This is a genomic window from Rathayibacter sp. AY1F3 (genome assembly GCF_002931975.1).
Taxonomy (GTDB): domain Bacteria; phylum Actinomycetota; class Actinomycetes; order Actinomycetales; family Microbacteriaceae; genus Rathayibacter.
Genome location: NZ_PSVF01000033.1, coordinates 1 through 15,805 on the forward strand (window position 1 = coordinate 1; position 15,805 = coordinate 15,805).

The window sequence follows — 15,805 nt, forward strand, 5'->3', positions numbered from 1 at the left end:
GAGACGGAGTCGTCGGCGGATTCGGGGTTGTCTTCGTCGGGTGTGGCTGAGCATCTGGTGAGTAGTGTCAGGTTTTTGAGGCTGGCGAGGGCGACGCCGGCCTCGCCTCCCTGACGCTCCTCGCCGGATGCTCGGCCTCGCCCGACGGAGACGGCGGCGGATCCGCCGGCGGCTCCGGCTCCGGCGCCGACATCGTGTCGCTCGTCGACGCCTCCGCGCAGACCCCCGCCGACGAGGTCGCCTCCTCGCTCGGCACCCCCACCGTGCCGGACGGCGCGAAGCTCTGCTACATCACCCGCACCCTCTCCAACGAGTTCTGGGGCTACGAGCGCGACGGCTTCGAGAACCGCGCGAAGGAGCTCGGCGTCGACTACCAGACCTTCGACGTCACCGACGAGTCCTCGATCACCGAGCAGCTCGACAAGGCCAAGAGCGCCATGAACCAGGGCTGCTCCGCCATCCTCGCCTCGCCGATCTCGGCCACGGGCCTCGACTCGATCTTCGAGTCGGCGCTCGCCGACGGCATCCCCGCGATCGTCCTCAACGACGCCAAGAGCGGCGTGGCCGGCACCGTCTACGTCGGACCCGACGCGACCACCATCGGCGCGACCGCCGCCGACTACATCGCCGACAAGCTGCCCGACGGCGGCAAGGTCGCGATGATCGAGGGCGACCCGGGCTCCTCCAACGCGATCAACCGCGGAGACGGCTTCACCGCCGCCCTCGCGAAGCACGAGAACCTCGAGCTCGTCGCCTCCCAGACCGCCTCATGGGACCAGACCAAGGCGCAGGAGATCGCGACCACGATGCTGACCGCGAACCCCGACATCGCGGCCTTCTACTCGCAGAACGACGGCATGGCGCTCGGTGTCCAGGCCGCCATCGACGCGAAGGGCCTCACCGGCAAGGTGATCCTGGTCGGCACCGACGGCATCCCGCAGGCCAAGAAGCAGATCCTGGCCGGCGACTACACCGCCACCGTCAGCGAGCTGCCCACCACCGAGGGCGCGACCGGCGTCGACGCCGCGCTGTACCTGCTCGCCGGGAAGAAGGTCCCCGCGTGGATCGACGTCCCCGCGTTCATCATCGACAGCACCAACGTCGCGCAGTACGAGACCGGGATGCCGTAACCCGTCACCTCCTCCCTCCCCACGACCTCCTCGACAAGGAAGTAGACGGAACATGGCCGAGCATCTGCTCGAGGTCCGCGGCATCGCGAAATCGTTCCCGGGCGTCCGCGCCCTGGACGGCGTGAGCTTCACGCTCGACCGCGGCGAGATCCGCACCCTCGCCGGCGAGAACGGCGCGGGCAAGAGCACCCTGCTGAACATCCTCGGTGGGGCGCTGCGTCCGGACCGCGGCTCGATCACCATCGACGGCGTCCGGCGGATGGAGTACACCTCCCGCCAGGCGCTCGCCGAGGGGGTCCGCATCGCGCACCAGGAGCCGGCCATCGTGCCCCAGCTCACGGTGATGCAGAACCTGCTCCTCGGGCGGACGCGCAAGCAGCGCGCGTCCGCCCAGGACGACATCGACCGGGCCCTCAAGGACGTCCACCTGATGGGCTTCCCGATGGAGGCGAGGACTCCGGTCGGCCGGCTCAGCCCGGCGCAGCGGCACGCGCTCACCATCGCCCGGGCGTTCGCATTCGGCGCGAAGATCGTCGCGCTCGACGAGCCGACGACGAGCATGCTCGAGCACAACGTCGAGGGGGTCCTCACCCGGGTCCGCGAGATCGCCCACGGGCGGGGCGTCGGCGTCATCTACGTCTCGCACAAGATGCCGGAGGTGATGAGCGTGTCGGACACGGTCGTCGTCCTCCGCGACGGCCGGCCCGCCTACGACGCTCCGATCGGCGAGACCTCGTCCGAGGACATCGTGCGGCGGATGGTCGGCCGGGAGCTGCTCTCGTTCGAGCGGCGCCACCCGGTCGCCCCGGACGCGGAGGTGCACTTCGAGGCCACGGGCGTCGTCCACCCGAGCGGAGTCGGACCGGAGTCGATCAGCGTCCGCCGCGGCGAGGTCGTCGGCATCGCCGGCCTCGTCGGCTCCGGCCGCACCGAGTTCCTCCGCGCGCTCATCCGCGCCGACGACGGCACCGAGGGGACCGTCCGCCTCGGCGGCCGTCCGCTGCGCATCCGCTCGCCGCGCGACAGCCGCGACGCCGGCATCGCGTTCATCCCCGAGGACCGCAAGCACCAGGGCCTCGTCCTCCAGACCCCGGCCTACGCGAACGTCGCCCTCACCTCCGACCGGCAGCTGAACGGCTTCGGCCCCTTCATCAGCACGAAGCGGCAGATCGAGACGGCGGAGGAGATGGGCCGGCGCATGTCGCTGCGTCCCGCCGACGTCCGCCTCAACGCCCGCCAGTTCTCGGGCGGCAACCAGCAGAAGATCGTGATCGCGAAGTGGATCTGGCTCGGGGCGAGCGTCTTCCTCTTCGACGAGCCGACCAAGGGCGTCGACGTCGGCGGCAAGGTCGAGATCTACGAGCTCATCGATCAGCTGGCCTCCGAGGGGCACGCCGTGATCGTCGTCTCGAGCGACCTGCCCGAGATCATCTCCATCAGCGACCGGGTCCTCGTGATGAGGTCCGGGCGCTTCGTCTCCGAGCACGTCGGCGACGACATCACCGAGCACAGCATCGTGGCCAACGCCATGGGCGTGGCGAAAGGAACCTCATGACCTCCCCCGAGACCGGGAGCGTCGCCACCCCGCGCCGGCGCTCCTTCAACCTGCAGGCCTTCGGCATCTACATCGCCGCCGTCGTCCTCTTCGTCATCCTGGGCGTGCTGAACCCCAACTTCCTCACCATCGGCAACCTCCGCGACGTCGCGGTGTCGGCCAGCGTGAACGCCATCATCGGCATCGGCCTGACCTTCGTCATCATCACCGGCGGCATCGACCTGGCGGTGGGCGCCATGGCCAGCTTCGTCGGGATCGTCAGCGCCTCGCTGATGGTCAACGGCGGCGTGCCCCCGCTGCTCGGTCTCGCGGCCGGCATCGTCCTCGGCCTGATCTGCGGAGGGATCAACGGCCTGCTGGTCACCAAGCTGAACCTGCCGCCCTTCATCGCCACGCTCGGCACGATGAGCGTGTTCCAGGGAGGCGCCTACGTCGCCACCAACGGCAAGCCGGTCTACGACGTGCCGAAGGAGTTCATCCTCCTGCTCAACAGCTACATCGGAGGCGTGCCCGTCGTGGTCGTCATCGTGGCGGTCGTCGGAGTCGCGGCCTGGCTGCTCCTGCGCAAGACCGTGTTCGGCCAGAACGTGATCGCGGTCGGCGGCAGCGAGGAGACCGCCTGGCTCTCGGGGGTCCGGGTCCACCGCGTCAAGATCGCCGTCTACTGCATCTCCGGCGGGCTCTCGGCCCTGGCCGGCCTGGTCATCGTCGCCCGCATCAACGCCGCGCAGCCGGACGCGGGCAGCCCCTACCAGCTCACCGCGATCGCCGCGGCGGTCATCGGGGGAGCGAACCTGATGGGCGGCGAGGGCCGCATCGCGGGCACCCTGGTCGGCGCGCTCATCCTGGGCGCGCTCACCAACGGCCTGGTGCTGCTGAACGTGCCGAGCTTCTACGAGCAGATCGTCACCGGCCTCGTCGTCCTGATCGCCGTCACGCTCGACCAGGGCAGCAAGGGCTGGCCGATGTTCTCCAGAGGCCGCAGGAAGAAGCAGGAGGACGTCGCCGCTCCTCCGACCGAGTCGACGCCGTCGGTGAACGCGTGACGGCGCTGACCGCCCTCGACGGCGCGCGGGTCCTCGTGACGGGCGGCTGGGGCCTCATCGGGCGGCCCACCGTCGCGGCGCTCCTGGCGGAGGGAGCGGTCGTCACCGTCCTCGACCGCAGCGACGCGGGGGCGGACCCGGCCGTCCGGACCGTCGTCGGCGACGTGACCGACGAGGCCGTCCTCGCCGAGGCGCTGGCCGGTCAGCACGCGGTCGTCCACCTCGGCGGCTACGCCGGACTCGGGATGGCCGGCGCGGTCGAGACCTACCGCGTGAACGCCGTGGGCACCTTCGCGGTGCTCGCGGCGTCCGCGGCGGCCGGAGTCGCCAAGGTCGTCTACGCCTCCAGCATCAACGCGAACGGCTACCCCCTCGGGGCCGAGCAGGCGCTCCCGCCCGTGTTCCCCTACTCCGAGGACGCGGCGCCCCGGATCTCGGACGAGTACTCGCTCTCGAAGCTCGCGAGCGAGGACGCGGCCCGGATGGCGCACGCCACCTGGGGCCTCGAGCTCACCGGCCTCCGCTTCCCGCTGGTGCGCGACATCACCCTCGACGGCGGGCGGCGGTTCGGCGAGCACCTGCGCACCGCGATCGCCGCCGACCCGCGCCGCCAGGCGGCGGAGGGCTTCAGCTACCTCGACGCGGCCGATGCCGCCCGCTCGGTGCTCGCGGCGCTGCTGCACGACACGCCTCCCGCGCCGGGGATCCTCGTCGCCGCTCCGCTCACCTACCTCCGCGGCGACACCGTGGCCGCCCTCGACGCGATCGCCCCCGGCGTGCCGCGTGGCGAGCTGCCGGGCCGCTCCGTCGGGCTCGACCTCACCCGCTCCCGCGAGCTGCTCGGCTTCGAGGCCGCGGTGCTGCTCGACGACGTGGCGCCGGACCAGCTCGCCGAGGTCGCCCCGTGACGCTCTCGCTGCTCGGCCTCGGACCCATGGGCGCCCCGATGGCGCGGAACCTCGTCGACGGCGGCGGCCTCGCGGTCTGGAACCGCACCCGCGCGAAGGCCGACCCCTTCGCCGCGCTCGGGGCCCGTGTGGCGGCGACTCCGCGCGAGGCGGCGGCCGACATCACGCTGACGGTGCTGCCGGACCTCGCGCAGGTCGAGTCGCTGCTGGACGGAGAGGACGGCCTGCTCGCCGGCTGGCGCGAGCAGGGCATCGCGGATCCGGTGCTCGTCGTGCACGGGACCGTCTCGCCCTCGGCGGTGGCCGCGCTCGCCGCCCGTCTCGCCGAGGAGCACGGCGTCCGCGTCGTCGACGCCCCGCTCAGCGGCGGCACGGTCGGCGCCCGGGACGCGACCCTCAGCATCATGGTGGGCGGAGAGACGGAGGCGGTCGCCCGCGTCCTCCCCGTGCTCGCGCGGCTCGGCCGCACGGTCCGCCACCTCGGCCCGAGCGGCGCCGGAGCGACCGCCAAGCTCTGCAACCAGATCGTGGTCGCCGGGACGGTCGCCGTCGTCTCCGAAGCCCTGCTGCTCGCCCGCACCGCCGGACTCGACCCGGAGGTGATGGTCGAGCTGCTGCAGGGCGGCCTCGCCCGCACGACCGTGCTCGAGCAGAAGAGCGCCAAGTGGCTGGAGGACGACTTCGCCGAGGGCGGCAGCGCGCGCAACCAGCTGAAGGACCTCCGCTACGTCCGCGAGGCTGCGGACGCCGAGGGCGTCGTCCTGCCCGCGATCACCGCAGTGACCGGCCTGTTCGAGAGGATGGTCGCCGACGGCGACGGCGATCTGGACCACACCGGCGTCGTCCGCACGATCGCGCGCCTCGGCGCTCCGACCCCGGGGAGGCACGCATGAGCGGATTCGTCGTCATCGACGCTCACCACCACCTGACGGATCTCCGCCGCTCCTACCCGTGGCTGGAGGGGCCGGCCGAGCCCTTCCGCTACCACGGCGACGACCGGCCGATCCGCCGCTCCTACAGCGTCGACGACTACCTCGCCGACGCCCGGGACGTGACCCTCGTCGCCTCCGTGCACGTCGAGAACGGCGCGGCCGACGCGGTCGCCGAGACGGCCTGGATCGACGCCCTCTCCCGCGAGCGCCCGGTGCCGACGGTGCACGTCGCGCACGTGTCGCTCCTGGACGCCGACGCGCCCCGGCAGCTGGAGGAGCACGCCGGGTACTCCGTGACGCGCGGCGTCCGCGACATCCTGAACTGGCACCCGGATCCGGTCTTCACACACCGCGATCGGCCGGGGATCTCGGCCGATCCGGTCTGGCGCGCGCACTTCGCGCGGCTCGAGCCGCTGGGCCTGTCGTTCGACCTGCAGGTGTTCCCCTCGCAGCTGCAGGAGGCGGCCGAGCTCGCCGGCGCCTTCCCCGGCACCGCGATCGTGCTCGACCACCTCGGCATGCCGATCGGCCGCGACTCCGACTCGGTGGACGAGTGGCGGAGGGGGCTGCGCGCCGTCGCGGAGCGCGAGAACACGGTAGTGAAGATCTCGGCGATGGGCACGAACGACCACTCCTGGACCCGCGCGTCGATCGCGCCGTTCGTTCACGAGACGCTCGAGGCGTTCGGGCCGGCGCGGACGATGCTCGGCAGCAATTTCCCGGTCGACAGCCTCTACTCGAGCTTCTCCGAGCTGTACACCGCGTTCGACGAGCTCACCGCGGCACTCTCGCCGGCGGAGCGGCGCGACGTCTTCGCGGCGACGGCCGACCGCTTCTACCGGATCGGAGCGCCGCTGCCCGCGGTCTGAGGAGGCAGCGGGCGCCGCGGCGCGTCCGGGCGCCGGAGCAGCCGCAGGCCGGTCGCGAGCTGCCAGGCCGTGACGGCGTAGACGGAGGCGCGCTCCCAGACGCCGTCGGGCAGCAGATCGACGCCGGGCACGCGGGTGTCGACCTGCAGCATCAGCAGCGCGAGCAGGCCGACCGCGCCGAGCACGATCCCGACCGTCCCGAGCGCCCACGGGGCGCGGCCGCGCCGGGCCGCGGCACCGGCGACGATCGAGGCCGCGTTGCCGCCGACGATCGCCATCGCGGCGCCGACCACGTGCAGGCCGCCGATCCCGTTCTGCGCACTGGCGCTGCTCCCGTGCACGAGGCCCACCACGGCGATGCCCACGGCGTAGACCACGGCGAGGGAGAGGAACAGCCCCCGCGATCCGCCCCGCGCCGCCCGCACGGTCGTGACGGCGGCGGCGAGGTAGAGCGCCCCCTGCAGGAGGAATCCGGCGTTCATCACCGCGTGCAGCGGCGAGTCGATCGCGCGCCCCTGGAACACGCCCACCTCGGGCACGCCGAGATCGCTGATGTAGTTCCGTGCGTAGCTGTAACCCGGGAACGCGGACGCGGCGACCGCCTCCGCTCCCACATAGGCGAGTGCGCTCACCACCCACAGCACTCCGGCCCCACGAGTTCCCATGCGCCCATCATCCCCGGGCCCGGCCGCGCCGGTCGTCGGCGCCGGACGGCTCCCCGCCGCTCCGGTCACAGGCTGAACCCGCCGTCGGTCGTGAGCACCTGCCCGACGACCCAGCTGCCCGCCGACGTGGCCAGCCACGCGATCAGCTCCGCGGGGTCCGCCGGCGTGCCGACCCGGCCGAAGGGCGTGCTCGCGACGTACTCCTCGAGGTCCTCGAGCGACCGGTCGGTGGTCTCCGGGTCCAGGTATCCCGTGTTCACCGGACCGGGATCGATCGTGTTGAGCACGATCCCGAGCTCCAGCAGCTCGGCGGCGACCGTGGCGGTGACGCCGGCGAGTGCGGCCTTGCTCGCGGCGTAGGCGACCTCTCCGCGCATCGCGCCGTGGATCTGGCCGGACGTCATCCAGAACACGTGCCCCTGCGCCCGGGCGTAGGGCCCGGCCCCGACGATCCGGTCGCCGGGCCGGCGGGGTCCGTCCGTGCGCGGTGCCCGGAGCCGCGCGAACTCCGCGGTGAGCAGGAGGGTGGAGCGGGTGTTGACGTCCCAGAACGCGGTGAGCCGCTCGGGCGTCATGTCGAGGATGCTGCCGTCGTCACCGCTCTTCGCGTGGTTGCAGACGAGGACGTCCAGGCTCCCGGTGAGGTCGGCTGCGGTGGCGATCAGACCGGGGATCGTGGAGGGATCGGCCAGGTCCGCGGCGACGTCGGCGAACCGCGCGCCCTCCGCGAGGTGCGCGCGGAGCTCGGACCGGACCGCATCGAGGTCGTCGCCTCCCCAGGGGAGGTCGAGATCGTGAGGGCGGTGGTGGTGGACGACGAGGTGCGCGCCGAGGGAGGCGAGCCTCGCGGCGACGGCGAATCCGATGCCGCGCCGCCGCGAGACACCGGTGACGAGAGCGGTCCTGCCCTGCAGGGGGAGGAGTGCGGACACGGGGAGCCTTTCGATCGCGCCCGAGCGGGCCGGAGGGTGCGGGCCGGAGGGAGCGGGCCGGAGCGACGGGGATCGGGAAGGCCTCAGCCGCACTGCACGATCCCCACCGTATCGAGCCGCCGGTGGCTTCCGTCCGGCGATGAGGTGCCGATCAGACCTGCTGGAAGACCCGCAGGCCCCGTCCCCGGGAGAAGCCGAGGCGCGAGTAGCTGTCCGCCAGCCGCTCGTCGGCGGCGACCGCCACGACGACTCCTCCCGCGGGGACCGTGGCCAGCAGCTCCCTCGTCGCGAGCAGCGCCGACAGGCGGGTCCCGGGTCGCTGCGAGAGCGCCATCACCGTCCACCGCCGCCCGGGAGGCGTCTCCGCGCCGACGGCCGCGGTGAGGGGGGTCCCGACCAGCAGGGCCCCCGCCCCCACGGCTCCGCCGAGGAGCGCCGCGAGGACCAGGACCGCGCCGAGCAGCCCCGAGAGCGCGACCCACACGGCCGCCACCACGGCCAGCAGGACGACCGGGACGGTGACGGCGATGCTCACCAGGGCGTCGGCGACCGGCCGGTAGCGCCCGAACACGACCAGTCCGTTCCGGTCGGCCGTCTCGTGGGCGGCGCGGCGGATCACGGAGGGCGTGAGCGAGAGCAGCGCCGTCGGGAAGGCCAGGACGGCGAGGACGCGGTGCCGCGTGAAGGCGCGCACCATCAGCCACGACACGGCAGGCAGACGTCCCCATCCGACCGGTGCCGACGCCGCTGCCATCGATCCAGTCTGCGCGATCGGGGAGGCGCGCGGCCACCCGGTACGAGGACGCCGCTCCGGCTCCGCTGCGCGAGGGAGGCCGGCGCGGACTACTCCTCGTCCGCCCGGTAGACCTTCCGGAACGCGTCCTTGCGGGCGATCCTCCCGCCGCGGAACTCGTAGATGTCGCAGCCCCGCGTGACCTGGGGTCCGCCGTCGGGGCCGGTCCCGGCGAAGGACCAGGTGGCCGCGCCGCGCGTCCCGGAGATGAGGGGAGCCCCCTCCTCGTGCCGCTCCTGTCCGGTGTCGAAGGCGAGCATGAGCGCGAATCCCTCGCGGACCTGCTCCTTCCCCGTCCAGGTGCGGCCGGGCTCGGGGCCGACGGACGCGCCGTAGACGCAGTCGTCGGTCATGTGGCTCATCAGCGCTTCGAGGTCGTGGCGGGTCCAGGCGTCGCTGAACGCGGCCAGCACCTCGGGCGTCATCTCGCTCGTGCTGGTCTCGGTCGAAGAGGAGTCGTCCATGAGCGGGCCTCGGTCCTTCTGATCGGTGGACCGTCGTCGGTCGCTCTGCGACCGTGGCAGGTGAGCGGCCGCAGTGGCAACGCCCTCTAGCGGTCATGTCCGGAAGCGGACGGCCGGCGGATCAGCGGTCCGTCGACCCGCCGACCAGCGGGTGAGCGCGACGGCGGGGGGCGGTGCACTGCGGGCGGCGGGAGCGGCCGCCGAGGCGACCCGCTCCACCGGGCACTGCCGCGTCCCGATGCTGAGCCCCTTCGTGAAGGCCGTGCCGAAGTCGGACGCGGGCCGGCCCTCCTCCGCCTCCTCGGTCGCGGCACCCGGGGTCGCCCGCGGCGGCCGGATGCTAGGCGCTCGCCGCCTCCTCCGCCACCTCCTCCCCGCCGACCGGCGCCGGCGCGCAGGATGAGGAGCACCGGTCGCGGCGGGCACCGACTCCGCACCCGACCGGCACCGAGACCGCCACGAGCCCGCGCCGGCGGGAGGACAGCGAGAGCACCATGGGATTCTGGGGACCGACCGACGAGACCCGCGGCACGCGCCCGGTCGACGAGCCGCTCGGCGAGCTGGAGCTCGTGCACGCCTTCACCAGCGGGCCGATGCCCACCGGCGTCAGCGTCTCGCACACCGGGCGGATCTTCGTGAACTTCCCGAAGTGGGGCGACGAGGTCCCGGCCACGGTCGTGGAGCTGGTCGACGGAGCGGCGGTGCCCTACCCGGACGAGGCCTGGAACACGCCGTCGGGAGTCGACGACGCCGGCGCCCTCGTCTCGGTGCAGAGCATCGTCGTCGATCCGGCCGACCGGCTCTGGATGCTCGACACCGGCAGCCCGATGTTCGAGCCGACGAAGAAGGGCGGCCCCAAACTCGTCCGCGTCGACCTGGCGACCGACACCGTCGAGCAGGTGATCGTCCTCGAGCCGGACGTCGCCCTGCCGACCACCTACCTCAACGACGTGCGCTTCGATCTGCGGCGCGGCATCGCCTACATCACCGACTCGGCCGACTCCGGCCCGAACGGGATCATCGTCGTCGACCTCGAGGCGGGGACCGCCTGGCGCCGCCTGCACGACCACCCGAGCACGAAGGCGCTCACTCCTCCGGAGCTCGTGCCGATGGCCGAGGGCCGCGTGCTGATGAAGCGCCCGGCCGACGGCGACGCGCAGCCGGTGACGATGGGCGCTGACGGCATCGCGATCTCGGCCGACGGCGAGCGCCTCTGGTACTGCCCGCTCGCCTCCCGCCGCTGGTTCAGCGTGGCGACGGCGGCACTGGTCGACCGGTCGGTGCCGGACGAGGACGTGGCGGCGACCGTCGTCGACGAGGGCGACAAGGGCGGGGGAGCGGACGGCCTCGAGACGGATGCGCTGGGCCGCTTCTACGCCACGAGCTACGAGAACAACGCGATCGTCCGCCGTCGCACCGACGGCACGATGGAGACGATCGTGCACGACGAGCGGCTGCTCTGGCCGGACACGATGTCGATCGCGACGGACGAGCACCTGTACGTCACTGCGAACCAGCTGCACCGCCAGGCCGACTACCAGGGCGGCACGGATCTGCGGACGTACCCGTACTCGCTGTTCCGGGTGCGGATCGGCGCGGGGCCGGTTCTCCTGCGCTGAAGGCCCCCGCCTGGTCGCCTGCGCCGAGATCCGCAGCGCGGATCAGCGCCAGTGGGCGAGCTCCGTGCGGAGGGTCGCGCGGGCGCGGGCGAGCAGCCCGCGGACGGTCGAGGTCGAGAGGCCCAGCTCGTGCGCGATCGCGTCGTAGCTGCACTGCTCCAGCTGGCGCAGCTCCCAGCAGCGGCGCTGGGCCGGGGGCATCGCGGCGAGCACCCGGTTGGCGTCGGCGGCGAGGGACCCGCAGTGCGCGGCGTGCTCCGGGTCGTCGGCGGCGGAGGCGGGGAACTCGTCGTCCAGCTCGGCTCGCAGCCGCGAGACGCTGGAGCGGAGCCGGTCGACGCTGCGGCGGCGGGCGGTCGTGACGAGCCAGCCGGCGATGGTCTCGCCGTCGATCACGCTGTCCACGTGGGTCCACGCCGCGAGGAACGTCTCCTGCACCACGTCGTCGACGTCGGCGCTGCTGCGGAGGGTGCGGGCGGCCGTCGCGCGGAGCAGCCCGGTGTAGCGGCGGACGATGGTGGCGAACGCGCGGTCGTCGCCCTCCGCGGCGCGGATGACGAGCATCCGGTCCGAGTCGGGCTCGAGCAGTGCGAGCGGCGGCGCGGCGAGGGTCGAGGGGCGGGCCCTCGTGAGGCGTGCGGGGGTGGTGGCGGTGAGCATGCGGACTCCGGTCGACTTGATGTGTACGCATGATTCGGAGGCGCGCTCCCGCCCGGTTTCCCGGGGCGGGACCCCAGTGGGAGGGGCAGGTCTGTCCGGTTTCCGGGGACGTCAGCGCCGCCGCGACCACCAGCGGCGGGACCGCTCCGGCTCGGCGGCCGCCCGGGCCTCGGCCTCGGCAGCGCGATCGGCGCGCCGCTGCGACCAGGCGGCGACCTCCTCGTCGACGTCCCGGAGCGGGGTGACGACGGGCGGCCCACCCAGCAGCTGGCGGCGCGCCTCGATCACCCGCGTGTTGAAGTCGGCGAGCTCGGCGCGCACCTCCTCCTCGCGGTGCAAGCGGTCGAGGCGCTCGTCGAGCGCGCGGTCCTCGGCGCGGAGGAGGAAGGCGGCCGGGCCGATACCGGTGAGGTTCTCGCGCTCGATCTTGCGGCGGATCCACCAGTCCGGGTCGTGGGCCGCGCCCAGGTCCGGAAGCGGCTTCCCCGATCCCGGCAGGTCGTCGAAGTCGCCGCGGCGGATCGCGAGCTGGATCGCCGTCTCGACGAACGCGGCCCGCTCGAGCGGATCCTCCGGCAGGGCGGGCTGCTCCGCCTCCTCCTCGCCCGCGGCGCCGGCCCGGTACCGGGCGGCGCGCTCCTTCGCATCCGACATCCCTCCACGCTAGATCGGGCTCCTCGCCCCGGGCAACCACCCCTCCCGCCGTCTCCGTGGTCGGCGGGGCGCCGCGGGTCGACATCGCCGGACCGGCGTGCATAGTATCGATACTCGATAACATCGACGATCGATAAGGAGCACGCCATGACGAGTGTCATCCCCAGCGGACCGGTCCGGGAGCGTCCGCGCGTGTTCCGGGTGGCGAGAGCGGTCCTGCTCATCGTCGCGGTCTTCTCCGTGCTCACCGCGCTCCTGCAGACCTGGACCGTCACCACCGGGCGCACCCTGCTGGTCTTCGGGGGAGCGGACGGCCGCCTCCCGCTCCGGAGCCTCCCGCAGCTGCTGCAGGCCGAGCCGCGCGAGGGCACCGCGCCCACGCTCGCCGACGCAGCCCTCTCCCTCCGCCTGCTCGGTGCGCTGCCGAGCCTCCTCCAGGCGGTCACGATCGTCCTCGCCACGGTCTTCCTCCTGCGGGTCCTCCGCGGCATCGCGGCCGGACGCCCGTTCGACCCCTTCGTCCTCGCGAACTGGCGCCGTCTGAGCCTCGCCCTGCTGATCGGAGGAGTGGCGCAGGGCCTCGCCGACACCGCGGCGGGCCTGTACCTCAGCTCCGGCATCGGCCTGCTGTTCGCCGCCGGCCGGGTGACCGACGAGCAGCGCGACGCCTTCCTCGGCGGCGACTACCAGGCCATCGGGACGAACCTGCCGCAGTGGCCCGTCCCCGTCCTGCTCGCCGGAGTGGTGGCCCTCGCCCTGACGGCGGCGTTCCGCGCCGGCGCGAAGCTCGAACGGGACGTCGACGGCGTTGTCTGAGCCCGCCGACGACGAGAGGCACCGGATCGACTGCCACCTCGGAGCAGTGCTGGCCGAGCGCGGCGTGACCCTCACCGCCCTCTCGGCCCGCACCGGCATCACGATGGCGAACCTCTCCATCCTCAAGAACAACCGCGCCCGCGCGATCCGCTTCACGACGCTGACGCTCATCTGCGACGCGCTCGACTGCACGCCGCAGGAGCTGTTCTCGATCCGGGCCGTCGACGGGCGGGCGTAGCGGCGGGCGGATCGGCCAGGGGATCTCTGCGGCGCCGATGGTGTGGACGCCGTCCGATCCAACCGTCGATCGAGCAGGCCTCAGTCGCGCTCCACGTCCGCCCCTCCTGGGATCGGCCGGAGCTCCCCGGAGCTCGCTCTCGTCCCGACCCATGGATGAGCCTCACCAGCGCGGTCGGCGGCCTCGGCCATCGACCGTCCACAGGGGAGCGAGGTCGTCAGCGGGACCGTCGAATGCGCCTCCGGTGGATGCCGGCGGCTGCTCGCGGTCGTCCCTCCCGACGCGAATCACTCCCGAGCAGTTGTCGAGCGAGCTCGAAAGGACCCCGCAGACACGCATCGCGGGAACCCTCCGGGACCCTCGCTCCATCTCGGTGACTTCCACCGACGACGAACACGTCGATCGACCCGGGGTTCCCGAACGGGGGACGGACCGTGATGCACGTCTGGTCGTGCTGAGCGGCGGTCAGCGGTCGAGGACTTGACGAATGACGAGGACTCGGTTCTCCGTCGACTCCCGCCCGACCGGGTCGAACCCGCTCGCCGTCGTCACTGAGACACTGCTCGAGCTGGTCGGCGTGCTCGTGCGCGCCGCGCTGCGGCCGCTTCCCGCCGCTCAGCCCAGCGGGTAGCCCGGCAGCCCGTCGATGCTGACCGCGTTCCGCGTGGCGCGGTACTCGGCCATGCCGTCGGGGCCCTTCTTCTCGGCCTGGAGGAGGAGCAGGTCGCGCTCGCCGACCGGCTCCATCACCGGCACGCCCCAGCCGCACGCGTCGCTGATGCGGGTGAGCTCGACGGTGACGACCGCGCGAGTGCTCGGGTGCTCGGGGTGCTGCTCCGCGACCTCGGTGAACGCCTCCGAACCGGGCAGGTGCACGGAGCCGGTGCCGTGCAGGCGGACGATGCGCGGACGCGATCCGAACGACGCGAACATCAAGCACACGCGCCCGTTCTCGCGCAGGTGCGCGATCGTCTCGACTCCGCTGCCCGTGTAGTCGACCCAGCCGACCCGCCGCGGGCCGAGGATCGAGAACGAGTCGTGGCCGCGCGGCGACATGTTGACGTGCCCGTCGGCGGCGAGGGGCGCGGTGGCGACGAACCACATCGGCTGCTCGTGGATCCAGGAGGAGAGGCTCTCGTCGACCTCGTCGTAGACGTGCGCCACGGGGTCAGGCCCCGGCCGCGCGGCGGACCAGCTCGGTGACGGCGGCGCGCGTCTCGGCGTCGGCGGAGACGAGCGCGTAGGCGGTCGGCCAGATCGTGCCGTCGTCGAGCTGGGCGCCGTCCTGGAAGCCGAGGGTCGAGTAGCGCGTGCCGAACTTCGCGCCGGGCTGGAAGAAGACGATCGCCTTGCCGTCGGAGCGCGCGTAGGCGGGGAAGCCGTACCAGGTCTTCGGGAGGAGATCGGGGGCGGTCTCGCCGACGACCTCGTGGAGCATCTGAGCGATCGGCCGCTCCTCGTCGGTCATCGCGGCGATCGCGGCCTCCGCGTCCCTGCGGTCGGCGTCGGCCTTGTCGGCGCTCTTCTGCCGCTTCGCCTCCGCCCGCAGCTCGGCCGCGCGCTGCTTCATCGCCGCGCGCTCGTCCTTCGAGAAACCGTCTTCGGAGGCCATGTCCGCCCGTCCCGTCCGTCTGCGGCTCCCGGTCCGGGAGCGTCCCCGCACATCGTGGCAGCGCCGCACTCGCCGCACAACGGCGGGAGCGAGCGCGAACGCGCGCCCCGGAAGCCCAGCCTCCGCGGTTAGCGTGGGCGGATGCGCCTCCTCCTGATCCGCCACGGCCAGACCCCCTCCAACGTCGCCGGGCTCCTCGACACCCGCATCCCCGGACCCGGGCTCACCGACCTCGGCCGCACCCAGGCCGCGGCGCTGCCCGGTCAGCTCGCCGGCGAGGGGATCGGCGCGCTGCTCGTCTCGACGATGGTCCGCACCCACGAGACGGCCGCCCCTCTCGCCGCGGCGCTCGGGCTCGAGCCGATCGAGCGCGACGGCATCCGCGAGGTCGCGGCCGCGGGGCTCGAGATGCGCGGCGACGACGCGGCGGTCGAGGAGTACATGGGCACGGTCTTCCGCTGGGCCGGCGGCGAGACGTCGATCCGGCTGGCGGGCGGCGAGACGGGCGACGAGTTCGCGGCGCGCTACGACGCGGTGGTGGCGGAGGCGGAGGCGCTCGGGCACGAGGTCGTCGCGCTGGTCAGCCACGGCGCGGCCATCCGCTGCTGGGCGGGTCTGCGCTCCCTCGACCTCGATGCGCGCTTCATCGCCGACCACCTGCTCGACAACACCGGCGTCGTCGTCCTCGAGGGCTCGGGCGACGCGTGGACCCTCGTGTCCTGGCAGGGCGAGCCCGTCAGCGGAGTCGGCGCGGCGGCCCCCTCGGGCCCGGCGGGCGAGACCACCGTCTGAGCGACAGGGCCTCCTCGCCGGTCGAGCAGCGGCGGATGGAGACCGGCCGGAACGAGCGCCGCCGGCCGCGCCATCACGGTAACGATCGCGCAACACTCCGGAAATCAGCTCCGACCAGCA

Annotated in this window: 20 protein-coding genes; 12 read left to right on the forward strand and 8 right to left on the reverse strand. The window is 73.1% G+C overall.

The features are described 5' to 3' along the window. The first annotated feature begins 194 nt into the window (after window positions 1-194). From C5C39_RS14875 to C5C39_RS14900, 6 genes are read left to right on the forward strand one after another with little or no spacing between them, the layout of a single operon-like run. Window positions 195-1,130 (forward strand): substrate-binding domain-containing protein, encoded by a 936-nt coding sequence (locus C5C39_RS14875; RefSeq protein WP_181136403.1) that lies wholly within the window; start codon window positions 195-197, stop codon window positions 1,128-1,130. A 52-nt stretch (window positions 1,131-1,182) separates the two neighbouring features. Beyond that, a complete protein-coding gene (locus C5C39_RS14880; protein WP_104239248.1) occupies window positions 1,183-2,685 on the forward strand; it encodes a sugar ABC transporter ATP-binding protein in 1,503 nt (500 codons plus the stop codon). After that, window positions 2,682-3,731: an ABC transporter permease gene (locus tag C5C39_RS14885; RefSeq protein ID WP_104239249.1), complete on the forward strand. Its 1,050-nt coding sequence runs from the start codon at window positions 2,682-2,684 to the stop codon at window positions 3,729-3,731. The genes C5C39_RS14880 and C5C39_RS14885 overlap by 4 nt, the downstream gene beginning before the upstream one ends. After that, window positions 3,728-4,639, forward strand: a complete 912-nt coding sequence (locus C5C39_RS14890) for an NAD(P)-dependent oxidoreductase (RefSeq protein ID WP_181136404.1) — start codon at window positions 3,728-3,730, stop codon at window positions 4,637-4,639. Before C5C39_RS14885 ends, C5C39_RS14890 begins: the two co-directional genes overlap by 4 nt. Then, window positions 4,636-5,532 carry an NAD(P)-dependent oxidoreductase gene (locus tag C5C39_RS14895; protein WP_258075854.1) on the forward strand — a complete coding sequence of 299 codons (897 nt, stop codon included), beginning with the start codon at window positions 4,636-4,638 and terminating at the stop codon, window positions 5,530-5,532. The genes C5C39_RS14890 and C5C39_RS14895 overlap by 4 nt, the downstream gene beginning before the upstream one ends. Continuing rightward, window positions 5,529-6,440, forward strand: a complete 912-nt coding sequence (locus tag C5C39_RS14900) for an amidohydrolase (RefSeq protein ID WP_104353742.1) — start codon at window positions 5,529-5,531, stop codon at window positions 6,438-6,440. Before C5C39_RS14895 ends, C5C39_RS14900 begins: the two co-directional genes overlap by 4 nt. On the opposite strand, the gene C5C39_RS14905 is transcribed toward C5C39_RS14900, so the two are convergent. The 4 genes from C5C39_RS14905 to C5C39_RS14920 form a co-directional block, all read right to left on the reverse strand. After that, entirely contained in the window at window positions 6,407-7,105 is a 699-nt protein-coding gene (locus tag C5C39_RS14905) for a DUF998 domain-containing protein (RefSeq protein ID WP_104353743.1), read from the reverse strand. The genes C5C39_RS14900 and C5C39_RS14905 overlap by 34 nt on opposite strands. Before the next feature lie 65 nt (window positions 7,106-7,170). Further along, window positions 7,171-8,037 (reverse strand): SDR family oxidoreductase, encoded by an 867-nt coding sequence (locus C5C39_RS14910; RefSeq protein WP_258075855.1) that lies wholly within the window; start codon window positions 8,035-8,037, stop codon window positions 7,171-7,173. Between the two features lie 151 nt (window positions 8,038-8,188). Then, a complete protein-coding gene (locus tag C5C39_RS14915; RefSeq protein ID WP_146079346.1) occupies window positions 8,189-8,791 on the reverse strand; it encodes a hypothetical protein in 603 nt (200 codons plus the stop codon). An 89-nt stretch (window positions 8,792-8,880) separates the two neighbouring features. Continuing rightward, the gene (locus C5C39_RS14920; protein WP_104353744.1) at window positions 8,881-9,294 is read right to left on the reverse strand and encodes a nuclear transport factor 2 family protein; all 414 of its coding nucleotides are present in this window, start codon (window positions 9,292-9,294) and stop codon (window positions 8,881-8,883) included. 151 nt (window positions 9,295-9,445) lie between these two features. Here C5C39_RS14920 and C5C39_RS14925 point away from each other — a divergent pair, with 151 nt between their 5' ends. Together C5C39_RS14925 and C5C39_RS14930 are read left to right on the forward strand one after the other, a co-directional pair. Further along, window positions 9,446-9,697, forward strand: coding sequence for a hypothetical protein (locus C5C39_RS14925; protein WP_104353745.1), 252 nt, complete (start codon window positions 9,446-9,448; stop codon window positions 9,695-9,697). A 91-nt stretch (window positions 9,698-9,788) separates the two neighbouring features. Then, entirely contained in the window at window positions 9,789-10,913 is a 1,125-nt protein-coding gene (locus tag C5C39_RS14930) for an L-dopachrome tautomerase-related protein (RefSeq protein WP_104353746.1), read from the forward strand. Window positions 10,914-10,955: 42 nt separating this feature from the next. Here C5C39_RS14930 and C5C39_RS14935 read toward each other — a convergent pair whose 3' ends face one another. Together C5C39_RS14935 and C5C39_RS14940 are read right to left on the reverse strand one after the other, a co-directional pair. After that, complete coding sequence (locus tag C5C39_RS14935) at window positions 10,956-11,573, reverse strand: RNA polymerase sigma factor (RefSeq protein ID WP_104353747.1); 618 nt, start codon at window positions 11,571-11,573, stop codon at window positions 10,956-10,958. A 111-nt stretch (window positions 11,574-11,684) separates the two neighbouring features. Then, window positions 11,685-12,227 (reverse strand): DUF1992 domain-containing protein, encoded by a 543-nt coding sequence (locus C5C39_RS14940; protein ID WP_104353748.1) that lies wholly within the window; start codon window positions 12,225-12,227, stop codon window positions 11,685-11,687. Window positions 12,228-12,374: 147 nt separating this feature from the next. Between C5C39_RS14940 and C5C39_RS14945 the strand changes: the two genes are divergently transcribed. The 3 genes from C5C39_RS14945 to C5C39_RS17630 all read left to right on the forward strand — a co-directional run bounded on the left by C5C39_RS14945 (window position 12,375) and on the right by C5C39_RS17630 (window position 13,912). Continuing rightward, window positions 12,375-13,043 carry a hypothetical protein gene (locus C5C39_RS14945; RefSeq protein WP_104227364.1) on the forward strand — a complete coding sequence of 223 codons (669 nt, stop codon included), beginning with the start codon at window positions 12,375-12,377 and terminating at the stop codon, window positions 13,041-13,043. Further along, window positions 13,036-13,281, forward strand: coding sequence for a helix-turn-helix transcriptional regulator (locus C5C39_RS14950; protein ID WP_104248118.1), 246 nt, complete (start codon window positions 13,036-13,038; stop codon window positions 13,279-13,281). The genes C5C39_RS14945 and C5C39_RS14950 overlap by 8 nt, the downstream gene beginning before the upstream one ends. A gap of 487 nt (window positions 13,282-13,768) precedes the next feature. Next, a complete protein-coding gene (locus tag C5C39_RS17630) occupies window positions 13,769-13,912 on the forward strand; it encodes a hypothetical protein (protein WP_181136405.1) in 144 nt (47 codons plus the stop codon). Here C5C39_RS17630 and C5C39_RS14955 read toward each other — a convergent pair. Both C5C39_RS14955 and C5C39_RS14960 read right to left on the reverse strand, forming a co-directional pair. Next, the gene (locus C5C39_RS14955) at window positions 13,897-14,445 is read right to left on the reverse strand and encodes a pyridoxamine 5'-phosphate oxidase family protein (protein ID WP_104353749.1); all 549 of its coding nucleotides are present in this window, start codon (window positions 14,443-14,445) and stop codon (window positions 13,897-13,899) included. The two genes, C5C39_RS17630 and C5C39_RS14955, sit on opposite strands and share 16 nt — an antisense overlap. Before the next feature lie 4 nt (window positions 14,446-14,449). Then, window positions 14,450-14,893: a hypothetical protein gene (locus C5C39_RS14960; RefSeq protein WP_104224881.1), complete on the reverse strand. Its 444-nt coding sequence runs from the start codon at window positions 14,891-14,893 to the stop codon at window positions 14,450-14,452. Window positions 14,894-15,034: 141 nt separating this feature from the next. Here C5C39_RS14960 and C5C39_RS14965 point away from each other — a divergent pair, with 141 nt between their 5' ends. Continuing rightward, entirely contained in the window at window positions 15,035-15,685 is a 651-nt protein-coding gene (locus C5C39_RS14965; RefSeq protein WP_104296109.1) for a histidine phosphatase family protein, read from the forward strand. The last annotated feature ends 120 nt before the right edge of the window (window positions 15,686-15,805 follow it).

Excerpts from the sequence above, each read along its gene's own strand:
- C5C39_RS14880 (WP_104239248.1), top strand. The coding sequence starts at position 1,183 with ATGGCCGAGCATCTGCTCGAGGTCCGCGGCATCGCGAAATCGTTCCCG.
- C5C39_RS14885 (WP_104239249.1), top strand. The coding sequence starts at position 2,682 with ATGACCTCCCCCGAGACCGGGAGCGTCGCCACCCCGCGCCGGCGCTCC.
- C5C39_RS14900 (WP_104353742.1), top strand. The coding sequence starts at position 5,529 with ATGAGCGGATTCGTCGTCATCGACGCTCACCACCACCTGACGGATCTC.
- C5C39_RS14905 (WP_104353743.1), bottom strand. The coding sequence starts at position 7,105 with ATGGGAACTCGTGGGGCCGGAGTGCTGTGGGTGGTGAGCGCACTCGCC.
- C5C39_RS14915 (WP_146079346.1), bottom strand. The coding sequence starts at position 8,791 with ATGGCAGCGGCGTCGGCACCGGTCGGATGGGGACGTCTGCCTGCCGTG.
- C5C39_RS14920 (WP_104353744.1), bottom strand. The coding sequence starts at position 9,294 with ATGGACGACTCCTCTTCGACCGAGACCAGCACGAGCGAGATGACGCCC.
- C5C39_RS14930 (WP_104353746.1), top strand. The coding sequence starts at position 9,789 with ATGGGATTCTGGGGACCGACCGACGAGACCCGCGGCACGCGCCCGGTC.
- C5C39_RS14935 (WP_104353747.1), bottom strand. The coding sequence starts at position 11,573 with ATGCTCACCGCCACCACCCCCGCACGCCTCACGAGGGCCCGCCCCTCG.
- C5C39_RS14940 (WP_104353748.1), bottom strand. The coding sequence starts at position 12,227 with ATGTCGGATGCGAAGGAGCGCGCCGCCCGGTACCGGGCCGGCGCCGCG.
- C5C39_RS14945 (WP_104227364.1), top strand. The coding sequence starts at position 12,375 with ATGACGAGTGTCATCCCCAGCGGACCGGTCCGGGAGCGTCCGCGCGTG.
- C5C39_RS17630 (WP_181136405.1), top strand. The coding sequence starts at position 13,769 with ATGACGAGGACTCGGTTCTCCGTCGACTCCCGCCCGACCGGGTCGAAC.
- C5C39_RS14960 (WP_104224881.1), bottom strand. The coding sequence starts at position 14,893 with ATGGCCTCCGAAGACGGTTTCTCGAAGGACGAGCGCGCGGCGATGAAG.
- C5C39_RS14965 (WP_104296109.1), top strand. The coding sequence starts at position 15,035 with ATGCGCCTCCTCCTGATCCGCCACGGCCAGACCCCCTCCAACGTCGCC.